The sequence below is a fragment of the Psychrobacter sp. TWP2-1-2 genome (genome assembly GCF_049896785.1).
Taxonomy (GTDB): domain Bacteria; phylum Pseudomonadota; class Gammaproteobacteria; order Pseudomonadales; family Moraxellaceae; genus Psychrobacter.
In genome coordinates this window covers 159095-183207 of record NZ_JAFCVA010000009.1, presented here as the reverse complement: position 1 = coordinate 183207, position 24113 = coordinate 159095, and the positions used below count along the sequence as shown (strand labels likewise).

Annotated in this window: 20 protein-coding genes; 9 read left to right on the top strand and 11 right to left on the bottom strand. The window is 43.4% G+C overall.

From position 1 onward, the window contains the following. Positions 1 to 376 precede the first annotated feature (376 nt). Positions 377 to 943 carry a DNA glycosylase gene (locus tag ACP7AE_RS10350; RefSeq protein WP_413786780.1) on the bottom strand — a complete coding sequence of 189 codons (567 nt, stop codon included), beginning with the start codon at positions 941 to 943 and terminating at the stop codon, positions 377 to 379. 403 nt (positions 944 to 1346) lie between these two features. On the opposite strand from ACP7AE_RS10350, the gene upp reads away from it, so the two are divergent. Beyond that, positions 1347 to 1994 carry a uracil phosphoribosyltransferase gene (gene upp, locus ACP7AE_RS10345; protein ID WP_045445969.1) on the top strand — a complete coding sequence of 216 codons (648 nt, stop codon included), beginning with the start codon at positions 1347 to 1349 and terminating at the stop codon, positions 1992 to 1994. An 80-nt stretch (positions 1995 to 2074) separates the two neighbouring features. Then, complete coding sequence (locus ACP7AE_RS10340; RefSeq protein WP_426242934.1) at positions 2075 to 2827, top strand: SDR family NAD(P)-dependent oxidoreductase; 753 nt, start codon at positions 2075 to 2077, stop codon at positions 2825 to 2827. A 24-nt stretch (positions 2828 to 2851) separates the two neighbouring features. Here the strand turns inward: ACP7AE_RS10340 and ACP7AE_RS10335 are convergent, their stop codons facing one another. After that, positions 2852 to 3508, bottom strand: a complete 657-nt coding sequence (locus ACP7AE_RS10335) for a hypothetical protein (protein WP_426242932.1) — start codon at positions 3506 to 3508, stop codon at positions 2852 to 2854. 158 nt (positions 3509 to 3666) lie between these two features. Between ACP7AE_RS10335 and ACP7AE_RS10330 the strand changes: the two genes are divergently transcribed. Continuing rightward, positions 3667 to 4623 (top strand): alpha/beta fold hydrolase, encoded by a 957-nt coding sequence (locus tag ACP7AE_RS10330; RefSeq protein ID WP_426242930.1) that lies wholly within the window; start codon positions 3667 to 3669, stop codon positions 4621 to 4623. Between the two features lie 68 nt (positions 4624 to 4691). Here the strand turns inward: ACP7AE_RS10330 and ACP7AE_RS10325 are convergent, their stop codons facing one another. After that, on the bottom strand, positions 4692 to 4922 hold the full coding sequence (locus ACP7AE_RS10325; protein ID WP_426242928.1) for a DUF1653 domain-containing protein: 231 nt from the start codon (positions 4920 to 4922) through the stop codon (positions 4692 to 4694). Between the two features lie 130 nt (positions 4923 to 5052). After that, a complete protein-coding gene (gene tyrS, locus ACP7AE_RS10320; protein WP_426242926.1) occupies positions 5053 to 6264 on the bottom strand; it encodes a tyrosine--tRNA ligase in 1212 nt (403 codons plus the stop codon). Between the two features lie 119 nt (positions 6265 to 6383). Here tyrS and ACP7AE_RS10315 point away from each other — a divergent pair, with 119 nt between their 5' ends. Further along, the gene (locus tag ACP7AE_RS10315; RefSeq protein ID WP_426242924.1) at positions 6384 to 7700 is read left to right on the top strand and encodes an anhydro-N-acetylmuramic acid kinase; all 1317 of its coding nucleotides are present in this window, start codon (positions 6384 to 6386) and stop codon (positions 7698 to 7700) included. A 79-nt stretch (positions 7701 to 7779) separates the two neighbouring features. Here ACP7AE_RS10315 and ACP7AE_RS10310 read toward each other — a convergent pair whose 3' ends face one another. Continuing rightward, the gene (locus ACP7AE_RS10310; protein WP_426242922.1) at positions 7780 to 9648 is read right to left on the bottom strand and encodes a WG repeat-containing protein; all 1869 of its coding nucleotides are present in this window, start codon (positions 9646 to 9648) and stop codon (positions 7780 to 7782) included. Positions 9649 to 9853: 205 nt separating this feature from the next. On the opposite strand from ACP7AE_RS10310, the gene fabF reads away from it, so the two are divergent. Further along, entirely contained in the window at positions 9854 to 11233 is a 1380-nt protein-coding gene (fabF, locus tag ACP7AE_RS10305; protein WP_426242920.1) for a beta-ketoacyl-ACP synthase II, read from the top strand. A 115-nt stretch (positions 11234 to 11348) separates the two neighbouring features. After that, complete coding sequence (locus tag ACP7AE_RS10300) at positions 11349 to 12179, top strand: hypothetical protein (RefSeq protein ID WP_201540720.1); 831 nt, start codon at positions 11349 to 11351, stop codon at positions 12177 to 12179. Between the two features lie 124 nt (positions 12180 to 12303). On the opposite strand, the gene ACP7AE_RS10295 is transcribed toward ACP7AE_RS10300, so the two are convergent. The 5 genes from ACP7AE_RS10295 to ACP7AE_RS10275 all read right to left on the bottom strand — a co-directional run bounded on the left by ACP7AE_RS10295 (position 12304) and on the right by ACP7AE_RS10275 (position 19781). Then, positions 12304 to 14121 (bottom strand): aminopeptidase P family protein, encoded by a 1818-nt coding sequence (locus ACP7AE_RS10295; protein WP_426242918.1) that lies wholly within the window; start codon positions 14119 to 14121, stop codon positions 12304 to 12306. Positions 14122 to 14518: 397 nt separating this feature from the next. Continuing rightward, a complete protein-coding gene (locus tag ACP7AE_RS10290; protein WP_109592090.1) occupies positions 14519 to 16081 on the bottom strand; it encodes a peptide MFS transporter in 1563 nt (520 codons plus the stop codon). 354 nt (positions 16082 to 16435) lie between these two features. Then, positions 16436 to 16873 (bottom strand): hypothetical protein, encoded by a 438-nt coding sequence (locus tag ACP7AE_RS10285; RefSeq protein WP_060491940.1) that lies wholly within the window; start codon positions 16871 to 16873, stop codon positions 16436 to 16438. Positions 16874 to 17080: 207 nt separating this feature from the next. Continuing rightward, the gene (gene lnt, locus ACP7AE_RS10280) at positions 17081 to 18637 is read right to left on the bottom strand and encodes an apolipoprotein N-acyltransferase (protein WP_426242915.1); all 1557 of its coding nucleotides are present in this window, start codon (positions 18635 to 18637) and stop codon (positions 17081 to 17083) included. A gap of 244 nt (positions 18638 to 18881) precedes the next feature. After that, positions 18882 to 19781 carry a CBS domain-containing protein gene (locus tag ACP7AE_RS10275; protein ID WP_045445952.1) on the bottom strand — a complete coding sequence of 300 codons (900 nt, stop codon included), beginning with the start codon at positions 19779 to 19781 and terminating at the stop codon, positions 18882 to 18884. A 245-nt stretch (positions 19782 to 20026) separates the two neighbouring features. Between ACP7AE_RS10275 and ACP7AE_RS10270 the strand changes: the two genes are divergently transcribed. Next, entirely contained in the window at positions 20027 to 21388 is a 1362-nt protein-coding gene (locus ACP7AE_RS10270; RefSeq protein ID WP_426242913.1) for a DUF4105 domain-containing protein, read from the top strand. A 79-nt stretch (positions 21389 to 21467) separates the two neighbouring features. Here ACP7AE_RS10270 and ACP7AE_RS10265 read toward each other — a convergent pair whose 3' ends face one another. Then, positions 21468 to 21941 carry a YcgN family cysteine cluster protein gene (locus ACP7AE_RS10265; protein ID WP_426242936.1) on the bottom strand — a complete coding sequence of 158 codons (474 nt, stop codon included), beginning with the start codon at positions 21939 to 21941 and terminating at the stop codon, positions 21468 to 21470. A gap of 315 nt (positions 21942 to 22256) precedes the next feature. Here ACP7AE_RS10265 and ACP7AE_RS10260 point away from each other — a divergent pair, with 315 nt between their 5' ends. Then, the gene (locus tag ACP7AE_RS10260; protein ID WP_045452456.1) at positions 22257 to 22997 is read left to right on the top strand and encodes a dienelactone hydrolase family protein; all 741 of its coding nucleotides are present in this window, start codon (positions 22257 to 22259) and stop codon (positions 22995 to 22997) included. Between the two features lie 313 nt (positions 22998 to 23310). Then, positions 23311 to 24102 carry an SDR family NAD(P)-dependent oxidoreductase gene (locus ACP7AE_RS10255; protein ID WP_087813609.1) on the top strand — a complete coding sequence of 264 codons (792 nt, stop codon included), beginning with the start codon at positions 23311 to 23313 and terminating at the stop codon, positions 24100 to 24102. Positions 24103 to 24113: the final 11 nt, after the last annotated feature.

Below are 24113 nucleotides of genomic sequence, written 5' to 3'. Positions count from 1 at the left end.
AACTGATATATAGGGTAATTCTCTTGCTGTTTAGTCTTAAACCCTTGCGGGTCAAGCTATCTAGCGAGCCGACTATCTTATCATAATGATTTGATTTGTCAAGCTTTTTTATGTTTTGTTTCTTCAAGTGAATTGGGTTGTTTATATGTAATCTACATATAAACTGTCCAGCTCGTCTTGATGAGGGCGTATTATAGAGGGTTTGAATCTTTAGTCAAGGGCTATTTTATCTTAATTTGAATAATCTTGGTGATTAGACTAAATTGAAGGAATGGCGACGCTACTTTTGCTTCAATCGGGTAGTAGTATATGGGGTTTTGAGCAAGGATAGCTTTTTCCCCTTAAAATTGCTTACCCCTTTCTATAAATGCCACCTTTACAGCTTGCCTATATTTTTGAAGAAGTCTTTGTAAGCAGCGACTTTCTTATCTAACGCTAAAGGATAGGCACGCGAGGTTGAAGGCAACCTATATAAGGTAAGATTATTTATATCCACTTTTCGATTGTGATGGTTTTGCCATTGATATGGATAATCCATACTTTGATTGGTCTTAGGATACTTGGATTTAGCAGGTGGCTCGGCTAATAAACCAAGCAGCACTTCTGTTGCTTTACCGCCCGTGGTAAACAAGGTTTCAACCTTTGGAACTTGTGGCAATATACTATCTAGGTCAACGGGTGTGACAACGGTTAAGTTCTTATCTGAGGCATTACCAGTCTCGCGAATCGCTTGCTTGACCGTTGGACAAGAAGCAATTCCGCGCTCGAACATAAAGGCGCGAATACGCTCAGGATCAAAGCGCTTCTCATCCCCTACTCTAAAATAATCCACGTCATCAAAAAAAACACTACCATAGATACGCCACATGTCATTGTAAAAGTTTGGATAGTGAAATGGCATTGCCCATTTATCAGCGGTCGGTGGAAAAGTGCCCATCATCATTACCGTAGCATTAGGTGGTAAAACGGGAACGAACGGATGCGTTTCTACCTCTGTTGCTTGGGCTTCAGATAATATTAAGCTGTTATCGGTTTTATGCGTATTATTATGGGTGTGATATGGTTGTGTAGTCATAAGATTCTTCATCAGAAAAGCGGTTTTTTTGCTATCATAGCAAGCCTAAACACTGCTTCATTTATTAGGGCGCTATTATAGTCAAACATAGTCGGCTTAAATAAGACCAACCCTGCTATAAATATATTTAGCTTACTTTATTATCAAAGTAGCAAGCTTACTATTTGTGAGACAGATATAAGGTTGAAGTGCAGTAAGTGTTTGTATCTTTCATACTAATGGCAACCGCAGTAACTGCGCAAGCATCAGACCAAAAACCAAGAGAAACCTTATGAGCGACTTAAAAATCACCGTCATTGATCACCCGTTAGTCCGTCATAAACTCAGCCTTATGCGCGAAAAAGACTGTAGCACTTATAAGTTTCGCACCTTGACCAAAGAGCTTGCACGCTTGATGGCATATGAAGCAAGCCGTGATTTTGAAATCGAAACCTTCCCAATGCAAGGCTGGTGTGGTGAAATCACTGGTGAGCAAATCATCGGTAAGACGGCGACGATTGTACCGATTTTGCGTGCTGGCATTGGCATGCTCGACGGCGTGCTCGATTTGATTCCTACCGCAAAAATCTCTGTCGTCGGTTTGCAACGTGATGAAGAAACCTTACAACCTGTGCCGTTCTTTGAAAAATTTGTCAGCCACATGGACAAACGCCCAGCCCTTATCATTGACCCAATGTTAGCCACTGGCGGCTCAATGGTCGCGACCATCGAGATGTTAAAGAAAAATGGCTGTACCAACATTAAAGCCTTGGTATTGGTTGCCGCGCCTGAAGGCGTACGTGTGGTCAATGAAGCACATCCTGATGTGACCATTTATACCGCTGCACTAGATAGTCATTTAGATGAACATGGCTATATCATCCCAGGTTTAGGCGATGCGGGCGATAAAATCTTTGGTAAGCAATTATTCAACAAGTAAGAAAAAGCAAGTAAATCAAGACTAGCCGTCATCGTAACACCCATGACACAGGTACAAAACATCAATGATAAGGATATAAGATGAACGTATTGATTACGGGAGCAAGCGCAGGTTTTGGTAAAGCGCTGGCCGAGCGTTTGGTTGCCAATGGTCATCGCGTGATTGGCTGTGCCAGACGCCTCGATAAGCTGAATGCTTTAGCAGATACTTTGGGCGAAACATTTTTACCTGTGGTCATGGATGTGAGTGACACGGCTACTATCCCGCAAATTATTGCTGATTTGCCTGATAAATTTAAGCAAATCGATGTCTTAGTAAATAACGCTGGATTGGCACTCGGTACAGAACCTGCGTACAAGGCAAATCTTGATGATTGGATGCGTATGACCGATACCAATATTAAAGGGTTGATGGCACTGACCCATGCAGTCTTGCCAGCAATGGTAGCGCGCGATAGCGGTTATATTATCAACGTTGGTTCAATTGCGGGCAGTTGGCCATACTTCGGCGCTAACGTCTATGGCGCGACCAAAGCCTTTGTAAAACAATTTAGCTTAAATCTGCGAGCTGACTTAATTGGTACGCAAGTGCGCGTGACCAATCTTGAACCGGGTAATGCCGCGGGTACTGAGTTTTCAAACGTCCGTTATCATGGCGATGACGATAAAGCCGCCAAGGTTTACGACGGCTTTAAAACCATGACCGGCGATGATATTGGCGATATTTTATTATGGCTGATTGAATCGCCTGCTCATATTAACGTCAATCGCTTGGAAGTTATGCCAGTTGCGCAAACTTATAACGGGCTGACGATTGCTAAGCAAGATTCTTAAAGGTTTAGCCGAACATTTGGCTCACTAACGTAATTCATAAGACCGAAGCAATATAGATTCCTCTATATTGCTTCTTTTTTTGCCTTTGATATTCATCTCATTGACCAAGCGTAAATCCTGAAAATCTAAAATTAGCATCTCATTACGCAAGCGCTCGCTGGTACGTTTATTATGACGTATCGGAAATCCCAATACGTGTTTACCTTTCACCACTATCTGATTGATAATGGTAATTGGATTATTCATCCTAACTTTCCTACTCAGCTTTTGCGCATTAATCACGGCAGTGGCGGGATTAACAGTTGTGGTTAAAGTCTTTGTCTGGCGCACGCTTTTTGGCAAATCTCCTGCAAAAAATAAGATTTGCTCTAGTGGTAAATATTGGGCGTGACGCATCAATTCCTGACGAAACAGCGAAGGCATATCACTATTGAAACTGTCTTCTGTTTGCTGAGAGAACGCCGTAAAATTACACTGCAAGTAACGCCCAAATACACTGCTATTAATCCAGTCTTGATAAGTATTATTAGCTAGTAATTGCCTAGTGAAAGCATTGGCATCTGGCGTGATATCTGCTGTCAGCATTGCCATCAATAGCGCCTGTGGATTGGTAAATGTTTGCTGCTGCAAACTTTGCGGATATAAGCTGCTATCAAGCAATGGTAACGTCAGCTTGCTCATAGACTGATATCCTTATATTTTAACAGCTTCTATGCTATGGCTAATTACCTACTTTAATATAGCAGTCTTTTAGAAATGAGATAAAGACTTTTGCTACGATACATTTTGGCTAAATCGACTTGGTACAATCGTTTAATGAAAACAAGGTACATTGCCTTATGAAGAAAAAATTGATTAACTTGCCTACTAACTACCAGTTGAAAACGATTGATATCACTTTAACTGATGGTACGCTGTTACCTGTATCATTCATAGGCAGCGGCCAACCTGTAATATTACTGCATGCTTATGGGATGGATACACGTGAGTTTTTACCGTTTATTTTACCCTTGGTTGGCAAGTATGCCTTTTATCTGCCGCATTTGAGAGGGTTTGGCGCTGCAAAAGATATCGACCTCACCCAGTTTGATTTTGTGCGCCAGTATGCCGATGATATCAGCATTGTGATTGAGCAAATTTGCTTGGCACGCAATATAGAATCGTTGCCAGTTGCCGCTATTTCGATGGGCGCACAAGTAATGTGGGCGTATTTTGAACGTTATGGCAGCGCAAAAGTTAGCCGTTATTTGAATATTGACCAAAGTCCTGCTATCCATAATCAGCCTGATTGGCAAGGTGGATTGTTTGGTGCGCGGCAGCAAGAAGTATTCGATATCTTTCACGAGGTAATTGAGAAAACTTTACCTTATGCTGAAATAAAAAGCTTTACCCACCTACCGTTTGCTCTAAAACGCCGTGCAACGGATGTCGAACGACTGTTCTCTCTGTTATCTGTTAATCGAACGCGCTCGAAAGCGTTTATACAAGTGATGACTTATAAAAATGACCCCAAACTTGCGCTTTACAATCACAGTATTTGGCATCATAAAATGCGCTGCTTACAAGCCTATTTGACACTACCCTATGACTTTCGCGGTGCGATAGAGCGGGTCACTATTCCAGTGGTCAATCTGATTGGAGGTCGCTCTAAGCTTTATGATGCTCATTGGCAGCAAAAAGTCACCCAGATGCTACCCAATGCTCGCGAAGTTGTTTTGCCGCGCTCAGGTCATGCGATACCAATGGATGAGCCAATTGGGTTTTATAAAGTATTAAAAGGATTTTTGCAGGATTAGTTGTTCATTTATATAAAAAAAAGCGACTCCAAAAGTCGCTTTTTTATTTGAGCAATAAATTTTAAGCATTAATCAGCTAAGGCTTTAACCAACTCAAATCTAGCTACTTGCTTACCGTCAACTTCAACAGTTTCCGTAAACATCGCTAATGGTCGCACCCATATGCCATACTCGCCGTAGAGACAGCGATAAACGACTAGCGATTCTTCGGTTTCCGAATGCTGAGCAGTATGCAATACTTGGTAAAGGCTGCCTTTATAATGGCGGTAAATACCTTGGGGAACCGTTTTTTCTATCATGATTGAATCCTAATTTGTTATAAATTCACGAATCAAATACTGTCACAATAAATTCATATCGCAAAATAAGTAAGGCCGACAATCAATGTCGACCTTATCCTTAATACCAATAGCTTGTCCCAGTCAATTATTAAGCTACCGTCACTTTCGCATAAGCCTTTTTACCCGCTTGGATAACGACTGTCTGACCAGACGTTAAGCTAAAGCTCGCATCGACCACTTCGCCATCTACTTTTACTGCGCCGCGCTTAATCATGTCTTTAGCCGATGAGCTATTTTTAGCCAGTTCCGCTTGGTTTAAGATTTGCGTGATAAATAATGCGTCCTGCCCTTCCAAATCTAAGGTCACTTCTGGTAAATCGACTGGCAGTTCACCATCGGCAAGTACGTTACCTGCTGACTTGTGCGCATTAGCGGCAGCATCAGCATCGTGGAAACGCTCGATTAGTTCTTCAGCAAGAATACGTTTGATTTCTTGTGGATTGCGACCATTTTCCATCTCAGCCATCAACGCTTCGACTTCTTCCATCGGCTGAAAGCTTAAAAATTCAAAATAGCGACGGATTAAGGTATCTGGCATAGACAATAGTTTTTGGTACATGGTACCCGGTGCATCATAAATGCCGACATAGTTATTCAGGGATTTAGACATTTTATTAACGCCATCTAGCCCTTCTAAGATTGGCACGGTGATACACACTTGTGGCTCTTGACCATAACGACCTTGCAGGGTGCGTCCCATTAGGATGTTAAAGGTTTGGTCAGTACCGCCAAGCTCGACATCCGCTTTTAGGGCGATAGAATCATAGCCTTGTACCAATGGATATAAAAACTCATGAATCGCAATCGGCGTTTGCGCAGCATAGCGTTTAGAGAAATCATCGCGCTCAAGCATACGCGAGACAGTCAGCTGGCTAGAAAGCTGAATCATATCGCCCGCTGACATATCCTTGAACCATTCAGAGTTGAAGACTATCTTGGTTTTTTCTTTATCCAAAATCTTAAAGACTTGCTCAGCATAAGTCTGCGCATTGACTTTGATTTGCTCGTCGGTCAATGGCGGACGGGTGCTGTTTTTGCCAGAAGGGTCGCCAATCTTGGCGGTATAATCACCGATTAAAAAGTAAATCTCATGACCCAAATCTTGAAAATGCTTGAGTTTATTAATCAGCACGGTATGCCCCAAATGCAGGTCAGGCGCAGTAGGATCAAAACCTGCCTTGATACGTAGCGGGCGATTGAGTTTCAGCTTTTTAATCAGATCGTCTTCAGATAGGATTTCTTGTGTACCGCGTTGGATCAGGGCAAGCTGTTCTTCTAGGGTGTAGGTTTGCGTGGTCATGATGCTCTCTTTATTGTCTTTATTAAAAGGGTAACGCGTTTGGGCTATTTAGAATCTCGTAGCCAGTAAAAGATGTTAGAATTTGAGAGATATACTAGCGTTTTTTAAGGTAAATTGCCATGACCAAGCCCGTATCGATTGACGATATTCAGAATAATCCTGACACAGATTTAAGTTTAGATAGCCGTCTAGATAATATTGACGATTTAAATTATGCCACCTTGACCGATGCGCTTGAGCAAACGGTGTTTGAAAACTTCGATGATGGTTTATATATCGGCATGATGTCTGGCACCAGCTTAGACGGGATGGATGCGGTTCTTTGTCAATTCGGTGGGGAAGAAAACACTCAGCAACCGATGCGACTGTTAGCAACTCATAGCCAAGAATTTCCGCCGCGTTTGCGTGAAGTGTTATTGGCTTTATGTCAGCCTAATGGTGTGCAAGAGTTAGTACCCGCAGAGGGTGAACCAAACAGCGAATTAGACTGGTTCGGTTGGGCAAGTAAAGAATACGCTGAATTTGCCAGCGAGGTGGTCAATAATTTATTGCAGCAATCGAATACTGATTTAGAGTTGGTGCTAGCGATTGGCTGTCACGGTCAAACGGTACGCCATCGTCCGCAACTGGGCTTTAGCTTGCAATTGGTCGATGCCAATATCATTGCTGAGCGTACTGGCATTAGCGTCGTCAGCGATTTTCGCCGCCGCGATATGGCGGTTGGTGGACAAGGAGCGCCGTTGGTTCCAGCTTTTCATCAAGCGTTATTTGCCACGCCTGATAGCACGCGCGTGTTATTAAATTTAGGCGGTATTGCCAATATCACTGTCTTACCAGCAAACGATAGTCCTGTGATTGGTTATGACACGGGTCCTGCCAATTTATTGTTGGATGCGTGGACGGCATTGCATACTGATAAAGATTATGATGCTGGCGGCACTTGGGCGCAGTCTGGACAAGTGATTGAGCCGCTACTTAATCAGCTAATAGAACATCCGTTTTTTGTGCGAACGTATCCAAAAAGCACTGGGCGTGAAGATTTTAATTTAGCATGGCTACAGGATGAGCTGCAAAAGTTCGATCAGGCATCTGCCCATATTCGCTATTCGTCAGCAGATGTACAGGCAACGCTCACTGAACTGACAGCGATGAGTGCCAGTATGCAAATTAATATGTTTATTAATGCTCATGAAGATAGCTCGGTTTACGTCTGCGGTGGCGGTGCATTAAACGATTATTTAATGACACGCTTGCAAGCGCATCTGCCCCATTGCACGGTAGAGACCACCGCAAGCTTAGGGCTGAATCCAGCGTGGGTCGAAGCCGTCGCCTTTGCATGGCTGGCACGGCAAACACTAATAGGTGAAACGGGTAACTTACCAGCGGTCACTGGCGCCAGTAAAGGCGTGGTTTTGGGTCAGGTTTGTTTCGCTTAATGGACTATTGATTCTGATGCTAGCTAAAATTAGTTTTAGCTAGCATTGGTATTGATAAAACGACTTTACTTATAGTAATTTATTTAAAATTTAATGAAACTTTTCCAATTGTATCTCCTACACGATTGATACTATACCAATGATTATCTTTTCGCACTTGAGCAACGCCTCTATCGAAGTCGGTAGCCTGATCATATTGTAGCGCTATTACTATATTGCCTTTCATATCCATAAAGCCGTACTTATTGTCTTTTTTGATTAACATACGACCTGATTCTGGAAAGCTTAACTCATCATAAGTAGGTTCAATCCATCTGTTACTTTCTAAGTCGACTATGCCCCATTTGCCATCTTTCATTATCGCAATCACATCTGCTGAATAAGATTTTACCTTTTCATAGATAGGCTTAATTAACACCTTGCCACTCTTGTCGATATAGCCAAACTTCCCATCCACCTCTATAAAGGTTTTATCGTTGTAAAACTCTCCTATTGAATCGTAGTTAAACGGAATGATTACCTCGCCTGTATTTTTGATATAGCCAACTTTGCCATTTTTCTTTGCCATAACCAAACCATCTATGACCCAAGCACTGATCTCATCATACTCAGGCTTAGCTATTTCAACCCCTTTAGTATTAACTAAGCCCATCTTCTTATTCTGCTCTACATATGAAAGCTCATAGATAAATCTACTAACACGACTATAAATCGGCTCAGTGACTACTTCTCCTTTTTTGTCGATAAAACCATATTTACCATTTAACTTCATAGGGGCTATGTCTTCAAAAAAATGCTGTATCTGCTCGTATATGGGCTCTATAACTATATTACCTGCACGGTCGATAGCACCGTACTTATCATTTACTATAATAATGGCCTGCTCATTAACAAATGGTGCAGCCTTATCAAATTTAGCAGGAATGACTATGTTATTGCTTTTATCTATATAACCTACTTTTTTATCTTTTCGAAAACTTGCCAACCCCTCTTCAAAAGAAGATATTTCCTTATATATAATCGGTATGACTATCTCAGCATTTTTATCGATATAGCCAAATTTATTACCTTTACGAATTTTAGCTAAACCGTCTTTGAAAGGCTCAATATCGTCATAATTGCCTGTTAATATATCGTTACCGTCCCTATCAACGTAAAAAGCGCGGTCGTCTTTTTTAACATAGGCCAACCCTTGATCAAAGTCGCCTACCTCATCGTAAGCAAAATCTAAAACAACCGCTCCTTCGGTATCGATAACGCCCCACTTTCGAGCTTTGTTTTGTACAGCAGCGCGTGCTTCATTAAAGGTATTGACTTTATGGTACTGAAGCTCATCAATCAGCTTGCCATTTACATCAGCAAAACTCCAACCTCCGTAACCAAAAACAGGCCTAAAACCATTGCTTAAGCCTTGAATAATAATATAATCAGGCGGCAATACAAACTCGCCATCATGATTCATAAGTCCTCTACTGCCATCATGTACAATCGCTAGACCATGATCAAAACCACCAGCATCCGCGTATTTTATATCTATAACTATCTTGCCAGTTTTGTCAACAAAGCCATAAGGTCCATTTTTTTGTACGACTGCAAGCCCCTCATTAAAGGGATGTATATTATCGTAGATTAAATCAATAACGACTTTACCTGTTGAATCAATATAGCCGTATTTATAGTCACTACCAACTATAGCCAAACCCCCATTGAAATCCTCAGCATAATCATACTTAGGCTCCACGATCATCTGACCTTGGCGAGTAATAAACCCATACTTACTATTCTTTTCAATCATAGCAAGCCCCTCTGTAAATCCGCACTCTCCTTGGTCAACAGCAATGATATCTTTTGATAGCTTATAGCCGTCATCAAAACGAAGTTGACAGTCCGCTAGGGCCGGAATATTCATAAACAATAAGAGAGGAAATAAAAACTTCAATGAAACCATAAAAATATTCCTACCGTATAGATAAAACAATTGTTTATTATATCGGATTTTTTGATAGATCCTTACATGATTGTTATAGCGCATACTTTATAAGACACATACTACGCGTCCGAAATAAATTTAGTTTACATGCGTGCACTTATGTGTTTTATAATGAATTCTGAAATACCCTCCTCTTAGGACTCGTAAGTATAGGATATATCGCATGAGCCAACACAGCAGTTCATTTACTGATCAAGCTACCAATGATGCTAGCGCAACAGCAGAGTATCAACCGCGTCAGAAACTACCGCACTATGAGCGTAGCGATGACTTGCGCGTCGTAATTACGGGTATGGGTGCGTTGACACCTTTGGGACTCGACGTCGAAAGCTCATGGACACGCCTGCTTAATGGCGAAAGCGGCATCGCGCCAATTACACATTTTGATGCTACTGGCTATCGCGCTCAAATTGCTGGCGTGGTCAAGGATTTCGATGCCAAGCAATATATGAATGCCAAAGACGCGCGACGCTATGATGAATTTATTCATTATGGTATTGCGGCCTCTAGTATGGCATTACAGAACGCTGGTTTTATCGATGAAGTGAGTGCTGCTGATGCACCTGTACAAAATGTCGATCAAGAGCGATTCGGCATTATTTTAGGCTCAGGTATTGGTGGTATCCAAACCATTGAAAACAGTCGCGATACGCTACGAGAAAAAGGCGCTATGAAAGTTTCGCCCTTTATCATTCCTGGCTCTATTGTGAATATGGCAGCAGGCTTAGTGGCGATTAAACATACCTTAAAAGGTCCCAACCTTGCGACATCGACGGCTTGTACCACCGCGACCCATGCGATGGGTCTCGCTGCACGTCTGATTGCTTATGGTGACGCCGATGTCATGCTAGCAGGTGGTAGTGAAAAAGGCTCCAGCCCGCTTGGCATATCGGGTTTTGGTGCCATGCATGCCCTCTCAACTCGCAATGACGAACCGACCAAGGCGTCGCGTCCCTTTGACAAAGACCGTGATGGCTTTGTGCTCGGTGATGGCGCGGGTATGGTGGTGCTAGAAAGCCTCGCTCACGCCAAAGCACGCGGTGCAACCATACTGGCTGAACTGGTCGGCTTTGGGATGAGTGATGATGCCAGTCACATCACAGCACCGCCTGAAGATGGCAGCGGTGCGGCACGAGCGATGCGTAATGCCCTAAATGATGCAGGCATTGAGCCATCGAGTGTTGGTTATGTCAATGCTCATGGCACCAGCACCCCTGCAGGTGATGTCGCTGAATCGATTGCTATTGAAACCGTTTTTGCCCCAGTCAAAGACCACATTTTGGTCAGCTCAACCAAATCGATGACGGGTCATTTGCTTGGTGCCGCGGGTGCTGTTGAAGCCATATTCACCGTCCTTGCCCTACAGCATCAGCATGTGCCACCCACCATTAATTTGGACAATGTGGAAGACAACTGTAATCTCGACTATGTCGCCAACCAATCGCGCAAAGTTGAAAACCTACAGTATGCCGTATCCAATAGCTTTGGCTTTGGTGGTACCAATGGCTCGTTAGTATTTGCGCGCTGGCCCGTGAATCACTAAGGTATAAAACTCACCATATCGGTCGTTGTAACCTTGGTGTCAGATTTGATACGTTTGTCCACTTGCAGCCCCTTATCGTATTTGCGTATGATAAGGGGTAATTTTTGGAACATTTATGGACGATACCATGTCAAGCTACTCATTTTCCCATCAGTTTTACCAGCGCTGGACGTGTGCGCCTGAACCTATTCGCGCAGCAATTACCCAAGAGCTAAAAGACATCACCACCTTATTGCAAAACGATACCCCATTTGAAAGCTTTGTGTTTAATACTCATGATTTGGATACCCACATCGATGAGCTCTACGAAAACCATGAAGCGGAGCAAGCCATCGCTAAAGCCATTACTGACAAAAAAGCCGAAGAGCAAGCGACTGCTGAAAAACAACAGCGAGAAGAACAACAAAAAGTAAAAGCGGCAGAGGATGCCAGATTAAAAGAAAGTGCTAGATTAAAAGAAGCAGCAGATACCGCGCAAAAAGAACAACAGAAAACTGAGCAAATAGCCGCTGAGAAGAATAATCTTGCTGATAAAACGACCGCTATGAACACCAATGATGCGAGTGATTCAGAATCGCTCAGCATTGATAGCACGGTTGAGAAAAACCAAGATGTTGAAAAATCGGCTGCGACGCAATCTAGCTCTGAGAACAAAACCATTAGTGAACATGCTAATGTCGCTAATGACAAGCATATCAATGACGACCACAGTATAAAAGCGGTCAATGACAAAGCCAGCGCCGCCATCAAACTGGCCCTGAAAGATGCGAAACTAAGTACCACGCATCAAGAGATGATCCGTGAGTTGGAAATGCAAATTGATGACTATCTCAGCGAGCAAATGATGCTGATGTCTGAGAATTTAAAATCTTGGTTACGTGCTGAAGTGACTCAAAATCTAAGCGAAGATGAAGCAGGAACTGACAAAGAATCGAAAAAAAGCTAAACGCTGCTCCCTACGCATCACCTTTTAGCAATAAATCCTCAGTAATAAATTCCTAGTACTAAAAAACCCCCGTAAACTTTACGGGGGTTTTTTCATTTTAGCTTCGTCGATATGAGCGTTTACATTAGATAGCCTTAGTCCGCTCAGTCAGCCAGTCAAGAGCTGCACCTTCAACGCGGTCTTTTAGCTCTGCATAGACTTGGCTATGATAATTATTCAACCAATCAATTTCGATTTGAGTCAATAATGACGACTCAATTAAACGAGTATCAATTGGGCAATAAGTGACGGTCTCAAAATTAAGAAAATCGCCAAATTCCGTCTCTACTGGTTGAGCAACGCGTTTATTAACCATCAAGTTTTCAATACGAATACCATATTTGCCTTCACGGTATAGACCTGGCTCATTACTTGAGATCATGCCCTCTTTCATCGCACGCTCTTTCGGCATACTGGCACTATAAGCAATCACTTGTGGGCCTTCATGGACGTTCAAGAAATAACCAACACCATGACCAGTACCGTGACCATAATCCATCTGTGCCTGCCATAATGGTGCACGGCATATTGCATCGATGAGTGGTGAAGCGATACCATCAGGGAAATGCGCTTTTGCTAAGGCAATATGGGCTTTGAGTACGGTAGTAAAGTCACGTTTGTGTTCGCTGCTTACCTGCCCAATACCGACCACACGGGTGATGTCTGTGGTGCCGTTTTGATATTGAGCGCCTGAGTCAATGAGTAATAAACCACCTTCGCCTTCATTGACATCAAGGTAGCTGAATTTTTCTGGCGTTGCACGGTAATGTGGCAGCGCACCATTTTCATTAAAGCCTGCGATAGTCGGGAAACTTGGCGACACATAATGTGGCTGCTGACTGCGCACTTCGATGAGCATACTGTCGACGTCCAGCTCGCTTAAACGCTCACCGTCTGCTAAACGCTGCTCAAATGCGGCAAAAAACTCACTTAATGCCGCGCCATCTTGACGCATGGCTTCACGCACATGGTCGATATCAGCGTCAGATTTAACCGATTTTAGCAACGTACTTGGCGCCATTTGCTCAATAAAACCTATGCCATCGCCCATTTTAGATAACGTACCCACTGCCACTTTACTTGGGTCTAATAGCAATAAGTCATCAGCAGTCAATGTGCCCAACGCATCTTGCACAGCATCATAATCAGCAAGGGTGATACCGCTGTCTCTTAAGATTTGTGCTATCTCGCTGCTGACTTTATTATTATCGATAAACAATGTCGCGTCATTTTCGCTAATGAGCATATGTGCCAAAAACACAGGGTTATAGTCAACATCAGCACCGCGTAAATTGGTCAACCAAGCAATATCGTCTAGGCTTGAAAGCAAGTGATGGGTTGCGCCTGCCTCAGCCATACCTGCGCGTACAGCGGCAAGTTTTGAGGTAGCAAACTGCGCGACAAACTGCGCATCGTGTTGATATAGACTGGCGGTTGGTAGCGCTGGACGATCGCTCCATATTTCTGTCAATACGTCACGCTCAGTGATTAAGGTAATGTCATTGGCATCAAAGGCATTTAACAATCTATCTTGCTCAGAGATAGACAATACATTGCCGTCGACTGCCACGCTATCCCCCTCAGCCAAATGCTCGGCGAGCCAATCAATATGATTTGGCTGACCCGGTGCAAGCTTCTCTAAGCTAATACCAGTACCCTCTAATTGGTCAGCGGCATGTACCCAATAGCGGCTGTCCGTCCATAATCCAGCAAAATCAGCGGTAACAACGAGCGTCCCGACTGAGCCTGTGAATCCTGATAACCATAAGCGCGCTTGCCAATATTCTGGCAGATACTCAGATAAATGCGGATCAGCAGACGGTACAATAATCGCGGTCAGATCTTGTGCTACCAACGCCTGACGTAGGCTGTCGATACGATCGTGGATGCTTTGTTTATTCATAAAAGGTGTCCTTATTGATTTTAAAAAATAAGATTTGGAAAAATCATATTGTGAGGCGACTATAGATAGTCGTCTTATTTGAGCGAGTGAACTGTTTTAGGCGTTTGCTATTGATCATTCACTGAATGCTCACCACCTAAACCTGCGTAAGCAGCTCAATGTCTTAAAAATTAAAATATTGTCAATGACCAGATAGATAAGGCTAACTATTTTTAGGAGCATTACAGCAGAGCATCATTAGATGTTTGGGCGGAAAGCGTACTTTCAATAGCGTGGGGGCAATAACTTACTAAGTGTCACCATAAAACGTGCTACCAATCATGGTAACACGTCTCGCCATCTAACATTTTTGCTGGTATTGCTATTGATCCTAAATCACGTTAACCGCGTGTCTGAATTAGCTCAGCTTATCTGCACGCTCGCTTTTTTGCAGCATATTATTGATGGGTTTGGCTAATGCCAATAAGACAACGGCTGTGACCACCAAAAAGATCGTCATCATCGTAAATAAGCCCGGCAACCCTTCGATCTTATCCGCTGATACTTGACCACCAAAGAACGCAGCAACCAAATTACCTAAAGCGAGAGAAGCAAAGAAAAGCCCCATCATCTGACCTTGCATGCCTTTTGGCGCAAGCTTAGTCATTGCAGACAGACCAACAGGACTGAGCGCCAACTCACCAAGGGTCAGCAATAATAAACTACCCACCAACCATAAAGGTGAAGCCAATCCACCGTCGCTAGTCAAAATGCTTTTTGAGGCAAATATCATCAAAGCAAAGCCTGCAGCGGCAAACAACATACCAAGCGCAAACTTCACCATACTATTTGGCTCAAGGCCTCGATTGGCAAGCTTGACCCAGACAATGCTGATGATCGGTGCTAATATTAAAATAAATAAGGGATTAAGCGATTGGAACCAAATACTAGGCACTTCAAAGCCTAAAACATTCAGGTCTGTATAGCGATCAGCGAACAAGTTAAAAGACGTTGGCTGCTGCTCAAAGCTTGACCAAAATAGCGTCGAGCCGATGATTAAGATAAAACAAATTAACAAACGCAGCTTGTCAGTTTTGTCCAATCGCGGTGAAATAAACATGACAGCAAAGTATAATATGACGACTGCGGCAATGAGGTAAGTCATATACTGAGCAACCATTTCAGGGTTAAATGGCATAATACCAGTCGACACTAAGACAGTAATGGCAGCAAGTAGCGCGAGAAACCCGCCAACCCAGCGACCTACATTTTTGAAACGTCCGGTCGTTTGTTCCCATTCAGGCGTAATGTTTTTGGCACGAGCATAACGATTTAAGGTTTTTTTAGCTGAAAAACGATAAATCAATAGTGAAGCTAACATGCCAAGACCACCGACACCAAAGCCTACATGCCACATACCTTTTTCTTTAAATACGCCAACGATAAGGGCAGCCAGTAGCGCACCGATATTGATACCCATATAAAATAGAGTAAAACCACTATCACGGCGTGCATCGCCTTTGGGGTACAACGTTCCGACCATCACGGAGATACAGGTTTTAAATAAGCCTGAACCGAGAACGATACACATCAAACCCACAAAAAACAGCGTCATCCCAAACATAGCGGATAGTGCGATACACAAATGACCAAGGGCGATAATAATACTACCCCACCACAGTGCACGCTCTTGACCGAGCCAATTATCAGCCAACCAGCCACCCGGTACTGCCGCTAAATATAACGAACCAGCAAAAATACCATAGATAGCAGAAGCTGTGACCTCATCGAAACCAAAACCGCCACTACCGACGGTCGCTACCATAAATAATACTAATAGTGGACGGATACTATAATAAGAGAATCGCTCCCACATTTCTGTGAAAAACAATGGACGTAGCGGCTTAGGATGCCCCATAAATCCATTATCTAGTGCTGCCAATTCAGCAGCACTAACCTCTGACTTTGATTCTGTACTCATAACTTTATTCCTTTAAAGACCACTGTATTAACGACCAAATATATAATTATCCCGACAAGCGGTCATATAGGCGCATCATTGTTTCACTTGGATATAATCAAGTAAAGAAATAATTGGTCAATAATTACACAAATACCCACAAAAAAGCCCGCTATCATTGGCTGAAAGCGGGCTTTTATTTTTAGCATCAATGGCAGTGATGACGACGCTGTTGTGCTTATGGTATTACAATAATATTGCCATAATACTTAGGTTTTAAGCAAAACCACTTAGGCTTTAAGCGAAAATACTTGGACTTTAAGCGAAGCGGTTTGTCGAGCCATACTTTAAAAATGTAGCATCGACTTACGTATATTACTGTGCGGCTACCGCTTCATCAGTGGTATCACCCGCTTCCAAATCACCGTCTGCTTGCTCAGCCGTTAGATCAGCATCTGCAACCGCAGTTTGACTAACTGTACCAGAAGCAGTTGCAGTACCAGCTTCTGCGGTAACCACAGCGCTATCAGTATCGGTCGCTGGGGTGACGCTTGCATCTGCAGCAGTATCAGTCGCTGTAGCATCCGCAGCTACAGGTGCTGTTTCAGCTGGCGCAGTGTCTTCAGCAGCAATCGCTTCTGCTTCATCAGCCGCCGCTGACGTTTCGGTTGTCTCAGCAGTAATGTGCTCGCCTGCTGGACGCAAAAATCCAGAAATACCAATAAGTAAGACGATACCTAAAAATAAGGCAACACCGCCTAAAGCAAATAAGAACTCTTTCTTAGGGTTGTTTTCGACAATATGTTCTGACATACCTTATCCACCTTGCACAAAATATTTAAAATATTGGTCTATTATATCGCAATTCGTACCGATTTGTTAAAACCCTTAAGTATTTAAAGGATTTATTATCAACAAACTTTGCCACTCGCTTTTATGGTTAATTCTGATAACCCATTCGAGCGATTCATTATCACTGGTAATAATAGCCAGTTATTTTAGCGACTTACCCAAACGCGGTTACGGCATCCCACGCTTACCAAAATAGCTCAAGACAAGTAACAGCGTAATGATAAAGAGAATCGGATAATTGCCGAAGCTCATAAAAGGTGTATTACCAACCCGCGCCTGAACATCACCGCGCAATACGGTGCGCTCAAACTGCGGTGCACGCTCGACGATACGACCTTTGTGATCGATGATCGCGGTCACGCCCGTATTGGTCGCGCGCATAAACCAACGCCCATTCTCTAGCGCGCGCATCTGCACCATTTGCAGATGTTGCAATGGACCTGCCGACGTACCAAACCAAGCATCGTTTGAAATGGTCAATAAGAAGTCCGTGCCAATCGCGTTTTTACGAGTGGTATCAGGGTAAGCCACTTCATAACAGACTGCTGAGCCCAAATTATGACCACGTACACGCAGCGGTGATTGATTGTCACCACCACGACTATAGCTCATGATTTCTTGACTACCAGCAAGGTTTGGCAAGATATCTAACATGCCTTCGAAGGGAATATATTCACCAAATGGTACCAGACGCTGCTTTTTATACATCCCCTCAGCATCACTACCTAGCGCAACCACGCTATTATAAAATGGCGGATATTTATCCGTTTTTGGGTCAAAGTTTTCTAAATCTCGATAAGGAATACCTGTTACCCATGTGGTATCTGTTTCTTTGGCCATTTTAACCATTTCACTGATAAAGCCAATCGCTTCATCTTGAAACATAGGAATCGAGGATTCTGGCCATAAGACGATATCGCGATCCCACTCGGTACTTGTCAGAGTTGCATAAATTTTCAAGGTTTCTATTTGATATTCGGTGAGCCATTTTAAATCTTGTGGAATATTACCTTGGATTAAGGACACGGACAAATCAGGCGTGCCTTTTGGTTTCGTCCATTGCGGATTAATCAACCATAACGCGCTGCTAATTACCAACAATGCTATCGACGGAATCATATAGCCGCTACGGCGACGCAATAGCTCAACCAAACTGGCTGCCAATAATACCGCCACAAAAGACACTGCAAAGACGCCAGCGACTGGTGCTAATGAGGATAACCAATACTGCTCCGTAAAAGCATAACCGACAAACAACCACGGAAACCCAGTGAACAGCCACGTTTTCAGCCACTCTTGGAGTATCCATAGCGCCGCAAACGACAACGGCTGACGACCGACCATACGGTTGAAAACCAACGCCAAAAAGCCATGGAATAACCCCATGCCTAGCCCCATCAGCGCAATCATAATCAGCGCAAGCCATGCTGGCGTATCGCCATAAACATGAATAGAGGTGTATAACCAAAATGCACCAACGCACCAAAGTCCCGTACCGTAAGCCTGACCGATAAGAAAAGCACGCTTGCCACTCATATCAGGCATCAATAAGGCATATAAAATAGCAGGCGACACTAACGCCAGTGGCCAAATGCCATAAGGCGCAAGTGCAAATATAAACACCGACCCTGCCAACAACGCAATCAATACCGTCAGCGCTATAGGCAAACCCTTTGGCTTGTCAGGGTTCAGGCGTTTTTGTAAATCAACAGTAGACAGGCGCATAGCAGTTATCCAAAACCATATTTTTCAAAATTTTAAGCGTCAACATTCAGATGAAAACCAAGCTGAAGCAGACCGTATTGTGTTTTGTACAGTATCTAAAAGTTAAACCCGCCCATGATACCAGTCTCAACCCATTAATAGGTAACATTGCGTAGCAAATACCCAATAGCAAACACAAAAAAAACACGACCGCAATCGTGTTTTTTTGAGTACATCAAACAATGTTTAGGTCGCTATCGACACATCAATGACTGCCTATCAATATTTGCTGATCAGGATTGATTTTGGTGAGCTCAAGATTTTGGATAAAACGCCCTTCAACATCAGTAATAGTGATTTTCCAATCATCTATCACCACGCTTTCACCTTCCAAATCGCCCACATAACCAAGCGCCTGCATGACTAGACCACCCATGGTGTCGACATCCGTATCATCAAAATGACTACCAAGCTCATCATTACAGTCTTCAATCACGGTAGACGCTTGCACACGCCACGTATTTGGTTTTTCAGGATCAGCGACGATGTTATTGATATCACTGTCTTCATCGAAGTCATCATGCTCATCGACGATGTCACCGACAATCTCTTCAAGCAAGTCTTCCATGGTAACGACACCGCCAAAGTTGCCGAATTCATCGACGACAATCGCCATATGTACTTGGGTACGCTGCAATGAGCGTAACAAGGTATCAGAACGTGCCGTCTCACTAATATATAACGGCTGACGTACCAGATCTCTCAAACGTTTGCTATCGATTTTATCTTCTTGATCGCGCACCATATGCACAAGAATAGGAATCAAATCTTTCGCCAATAAAATGCCAATGACGGCATCATCATCTTGACTGTCAAAGACAGGATAACGCGAATGGGTGGTCTCAAGGATGATATCCATCACCTCAGCGAGACTGGTGCTTTCGTGCAGCCCAACCACTTGCGGGCGCGGCGTCATGATTTCGCGCACTTGTGTCGCAGGCAGATCCAGCACGCCTTCTAACATATCGACGGTATCAGGCTCTAAGAACTGGCGCGAGTCTTGTACCAGACGAATCAATTCGTCACGGGTTTCGGGGGCGGTCGATAGCCAGCGTTTTAAGCCGCGCATCGACCAACTACTCGGGCTGGGAGTGTCGTCAGACATGGTGATGTGATTTAACCTCTTTAGTTAATAACAGTTAAAATAATACGTAATAACAGACGTAGATGGGGATGAATACAGCAAATAAAACAGATCTTTGATTATTAAATTATAAATAGAGCAGATCAAAGTAGCTTCACTTTAGCGCAAGGCTCACCGACATTCAACGATAAATTCACTCAAATTGTATTGTCAGTACGTTATAAACTTTGCTATGGTCAAAGCCTTCACACACCAAAGCACACCCTATGTCGCTACGTTCCTTTTTCTCTCGCCTGCTCACGCCGCACTCACATAGCCATCGTTCAGATAACGGCTTGGACACGCTTGAGTCAAATAATCATGGTTCGGATCGACACAGCTTAAAAAATAACACTGCGAATGGTCGCCAACCGACACCTACATGGCGATATTATCTTGTACAGTTTTTCATCATTATCACCTTGCTACTGTCAGCCGTTTGGTTATTGCTGGCGATTTGGTATCAGTTTGGAGCAGGCTCTGCCATCACTTGGTTAACCGCACTTTTCATTGTTGGTGTACTGACAGCCTTACTGAGCGTTCGCTATTGGTCGAAAATAGCTCAGCGCTTTGATCATAAACAACGCAGCAATAAACAATGGAGCAACAAAGCAACCATAAATAGCAAGTCAGCAAATAAATGGTTAACCGCTTTATATGGCGCTATTTGGTTGGTAGGCGTTGGCTGGTTTTTTACTATTGAACCTCAGCAAGAGCGCGACTGGATGGCTGAGGTAAGTGAAAGGGTCACTTATGAGCGCGATGCAACCAATCCTGATTTAGTGACCCTAACCAATGTACGTAACTTTGATTGGCATACCGACACGGAGGCGACCGAACGCTGGGACACACGTACCATTGATATGTCCAAACTATCTGGCGTCGATGTCACCAACTCTTACTGGATGGGTCCACTGATTGCTCATACGTTGGTCAGCTTTCGTTTTGAAGACGATAGACCGCTTGCTTTCTCGTTTGAGATTCGTAAAGAAGAAGGCGAATCATTTTCGGCATTGGCAGGGTTTTTTAGACGGTATGAACTGAGCCTGATTGCCGCAGAAGAGCGTGATATTATCTATACCCGAACGAATGCGCGTGGTGAGCAAGTTTACCTATTCCCCGTTAGCAACTTGCAGCAGCATGAGGTCAAGTCACTATTTGAATCTTACTTAACCGCTGCCGATGAATTGAATGCCAAGCCTGCTTGGTACAACACATTACTCAGTAATTGCACCAATATCATTTTTTATATGGCGCGTATCGTCAGTGGCGATCGCCTGCCGTGGGATTATCGTATTTGGGTCTCTGGCTGGCTGCCAAATTATCTATATGATGTCGGTATGCTTGATGCTAATCCAGAAAAGACTGGACAGCCTTGGTCAATGGATACATGGTACGCGCGTACCCATATCAACTCAAAGGTTAAAGCATTTAATAATCAAATCACTCTAGAGTCTGGCGTTAATAACAACGAAAACAGCCGCGAATTTTCTGAGCAAATTCGTCAGGACATTCCTATCCCGCCATTGGCTGACACGCAAGAAGATGCTGAGGCAAAAGCCAAATCTGCGGCTCAGGCTTCTTATTAACATCAAGTAGCATTATACTTTTACCCTGCAATAATACCAACGTCACTGATGTCACTGATTTCAGTAACTCTCAGTATTATCAAGGCTTAACCCAGCTGACCACCCGCTCCTCCATCGCTTCATCAGACATACCAGTCTCAGAAACACAGCGCCCAGCCACGCCAACATTGGCAGCACGCATTTGTTGCTGCGTTACCACTGCATCTTGGGTCAATAACAAATGCCAACTTGGCAAATTTTGTCCTTTATACAAACGCTTATAGGCGCAGTGCGCAGGCAACCACGTCATCTGCGGCAGATTGTCCATGGTCAGCTGAATACAGTCTGGTACATGCTCTTGACGCGTGTCATAGTGCTGACAATAACCCGTCGTACAGTCCATTAGCTGGCAAGTCACATCGGTATACTCGACCAACTCTTCATCCACATCGCCATTCTCATCTTCGTCAATATACTTAATCAAACAGCAGCTGCCACAGCCATCACACAACGCTTCCCATTCGCTATGATTGAGTTCTGACAATACAAAGCGCGACCAAAAATTCGGACGCAATGTGTCATTGAGTTCACTGTCATGGTCGCTATTGCTGTTGCTTTCATTACCACTGTCAGGAAATAAGCTCACAGCTGATTTTTCTGTGACTTTTAGCGGCAAAGTTGCGTCAGAGTCTAGGTGGGCTGCACAGTTGTTTAACAAATTTAGTGTCATAAAGGTGCCGTAGCATTTTGATAAAGAGCGTTACAGTATTATAGCTGTTTTTGCCTAGGTTGAGCGTTAAGGTAGTAAAAGTAAGAAAAACGATGTCGCAAAAACACAGACAAATCACCTTTATAACGTAAAACTTCTCACATAAAAAAGGATAATAATATGTCAATTAAGACTTTTGAATTAATCAGTACCACCGAAAACGGTGTCCAGCTTATCAGCTATGTGGCATTGCCAGAAAATGCATCTGACGACCATCCTGTTGCAGGAATTTTAGTAGCGCCAGAATGGTGGGGTATCGTTGATCACCCAAAATCAGTGGTCGAGCGCTTGGCAGAAGCAGGTTATGCTGCCGTCGCAATGGACGTGTACGGTGAAGGCAAGCTGACCACCGATGCGGCACAAGCGAATATATGGATGGAGCAAGTATTAGAAGATCAAGATATGCTGATGGCGCGCTGCCGTTTAATCCTTAATGACTTTAGCGACCAACTAGCCGTTGATGGTGACAATCTAGCAGCGATTGGCTTTTGCTTCGGCGGTAAGGTCGTCCTCGATATGGCGCGCGAAGGTATGCCCTTAAAAGCGGTTGCCACTTTCCATGGCAACCCAACACCAAAACAGCCAGCGGATAAAAACTTCACCGCTAACGTATTGGTTGCTCACGGTCGCGATGATTCAATGGTATCAATGGAAGCAATAGAAGGTCTAAAATCAGAACTAGATGCTGCTGGTGTTGACTATATTATCGATGTTTATGACAACGCTAAACATGGCTTTACCAACCCACATGCCGATGAGCGCGCTGCTAAAAATGAGGTTGATCTTGGCTACAACGAAGCCGCTGCCAAGCAAAGCTGGGAAAACATGCTTGAATTTATGGAAAATAACTTAGGTAAATAACTTAGGTAAATAACTTAGGTAAATAACTTAGGTAAATAATCTTTGAATCAGGCATATCAATAGCTGTTTTCAGGTTATTAACACACTATTTATTAACCCCTATCTATTAACGCAATATATAGCAGAGTGCGTCCGCCGCACTCTGCTTTTTTTGATCATACAAAACCCACATTGCTCATTATACACTTACAAAGGCTTACTATTAGTAAGGATTTAAGACGCTAACATGGTTATTGCACAGTCGTGATTCATAAAATCGGTCACACCCCTTGCTGATAGCTTACTAATCACTCACTAATAATAAGGTAAAACCATGAAAACCATCCAACAACTATTCGACTTTCATCATAAAACTATCATTATCAGTGGTGCAGCAGGCGCTATTGGTAGCGAGGCGGCACGGTTTTTAAGCTCATTAGGAGGCAACATTGTCCTCGCTGATTTAAATGAAGATAAAGTGAAGCAAATTGCCGCTGATATCGAAAAAGAAACAGGCAATGCAACCTTAGGCATGAAAACCGACTTTACTGACGAGACGCAAATTGCAGCCTTGGTCGATGCAACTATTGCAAAATTCGGTAAGATTTCTGCAGTAGTTAACAACGTCGGTTGGGGTGCAAATACGCCCTTATGGGAATCTACCACCGAAAAAATGGTCAATGCGTATAAGCTCAACACCTTGGGATCTTATCATTTGACTCGTTTATGTATGCCGTATTTAAAACAAGAAGAAAACGCCTCTGTGGTATTTTCTGGATCCATGGTTGGTAATACACCATCGCCAGAATTTATCGAATACAGCACAGCTAAAGCGGGCTTGCTAAATATGGTAAAAAGTATGGCGGTCGCATCAGGTCCTGAAGTGCGCTTTAACTCACTAATCATCGGTACAGTAGATAATGGTGCTTCCTCTGAAGAAGCCGGTTATACCCAAGAGATGATCGATAATGTGGTCAAAGGTATCGTCCTAAAACGACGTGGCGTGCCAGCAGATATCGCTCAAGCGATGGCGTTTTTGTTAAGTGATGCAGCGTCTTGGATTACTGGTGCTGAACTGACAGTCAATGGTGGCGGTGTTTACAAAAGCAAAATGCCAACCTCATAAACTTAGCCATC